We start from the raw sequence: 1,785 nt of genomic DNA on the forward strand, positions 1-1,785 counted from the left end.
TGGCGGCGGTACGGCGCGACAGAAGCATCGTGCTCGTATTAGCGATTGGATAGACCGAGACGATGTGGCGCGGCATCGGCAACTGCTTGTCGCGCGCAGCGAGCGCGGTATTGATCGCGAGATTGCCGCCGGCGCTTTCGCCGACAAAGGCTAGACGGCGTGCGTCGCCACCCCACTTCGCGGCATTGTCGAGCGTGTAGCGATAGGCGGTGACGGCATCGTCATGTTGCGCTGGAAATTTGAACTCGGGCGCGTGGCGATATTCGACCGAGACGACCATCGCATTTAATTTCTTGGCCAACATTCGCGGGGTCGAGTCATAAACGTCTAGGTTGGCGATGACCCACCCGCCGCCATGGTAATAGACCAGCATGGGCAACAGGCCGCGCTTGCGCCCGGCGGGGGTGTAAATGCGCACGCGCTGCTCGGCCTCGGGACCATAGGCGAGCTCGCGAGTGACGACCGAGGGATCGGGCGCGCTGCTCATTCCGCCCTGACGAAGAACGACGGCGACGGCATCGGCAGGCGACGGCTGAGCCCGAGCCTGCGCCGGAGTGAGCGAATTGATCGGGCGAGCGCCGAGCTTGGCGAGGCCGTTGAGCACCGCCTGCATATCGGGCGCTGCGCGCGGCGGGAGCTGCTTCGAAGGAGGGCGGAAAACCGGCGGACGCGCATCGGGCGACCCATTCGGCGAACTTTGCGCAGTGGCGGCGCTGGCGAGCAGCATAAGCGGCGCGGCGAAAGCCACGCTGACGAACATAGACCTCATTGGTGGAAAACTCCTCAAAATCCCCCGAGCTCGTTAACCCCCGCAGAACCAAAGGCGTTCCACGCGGTCAACGAGGAAGCTCAAGCGAGCTTGTCTTTACTCCGCCTTGTCGTCGCCTGACGTCGCAGTTTCGCCAGCTTCACTCTCCTTCGCCACATCCTTCAACTTGCCCTTGCCGCCCTTCGGCTTGACCGCCTTGGGCGGGGCCGAGACGATCTCGAACGACGGCTGGTTGTCCTTGATGCGGACCTTGACCTCGCCGCCGTGGACCAGCTTGCCGAATAACAGCTCTTCGGCGAGCGGCTGCTTGATCTTCTCCTGGACCAGCCGCCCCATCGGCCGCGCGCCGTACATCTTGTCGTAGCCGCGGGTGGTGAGCCAGGCGCGCGCCTCGTCGTCGAGCTCGATATGGACATTGCGGTCGGCCAGCTGGAGCTCGAGCTGGAGGATGAACTTGTCGACCACGCGAGCGACGACCGCCGGGGGCAGGTAGGCGAACGGGACGACCGCATCGAGGCGATTGCGGAACTCGGGCGTGAACATCTTCTTGATCGCGTCTTCCTGGACGTCTTCGCGGTCGGAGACACCGAACCCGATTCCCTCGCGCGCCATATCGGACGCGCCGGCATTGGTCGTCATGATCAGGATGGTGTTGCGGAAATCGACGGTCTTGCCGTGGTGATCGGTGAGCTTGCCGTTGTCCATCACCTGCAACAGGATGTTGAACAGGTCAGGGTGGGCCTTCTCGATCTCGTCGAGCAGCAGGACCGAGTGCGGCTGCTGGTCAACCGCGTCGGTCAGGAGGCCGCCCTGGTCATAGCCGACATAGCCCGGCGGCGCGCCGATCAGCCGGCTGACCGAGTGGCGCTCCATATATTCGGACATGTCGAACCGCTGCAGCGGAATACCGAGGACCGACGCGAGCTGGCGCGCGACCTCGGTCTTGCCGACGCCGGTCGGCCCCGAGAAGAGATAGTTGCCGATCGGCTTGTCGGGTTCGCGCAGGCCCGCGCGGC

General features: G+C 64.4%; 2 protein-coding genes. Both read right to left on the reverse strand.

The annotated features are described in order from the left end of the window. On the reverse strand, positions 1–769 hold a 769-nt coding region (locus tag RMN84_RS04900), incomplete at its 3' end, for an alpha/beta hydrolase fold domain-containing protein (RefSeq protein WP_309611079.1). A gap of 96 nt (positions 770–865) precedes the next feature. After that, on the reverse strand, positions 866–1,785 hold a 920-nt coding region (locus RMN84_RS04905), incomplete at its 5' end, for an AAA family ATPase (protein WP_309611080.1).

Origin of the sequence: Sphingomonas sp., from assembly GCF_031380695.1 — a bacterium.
GTDB lineage: Bacteria > Pseudomonadota > Alphaproteobacteria > Sphingomonadales > Sphingomonadaceae > Sphingomicrobium.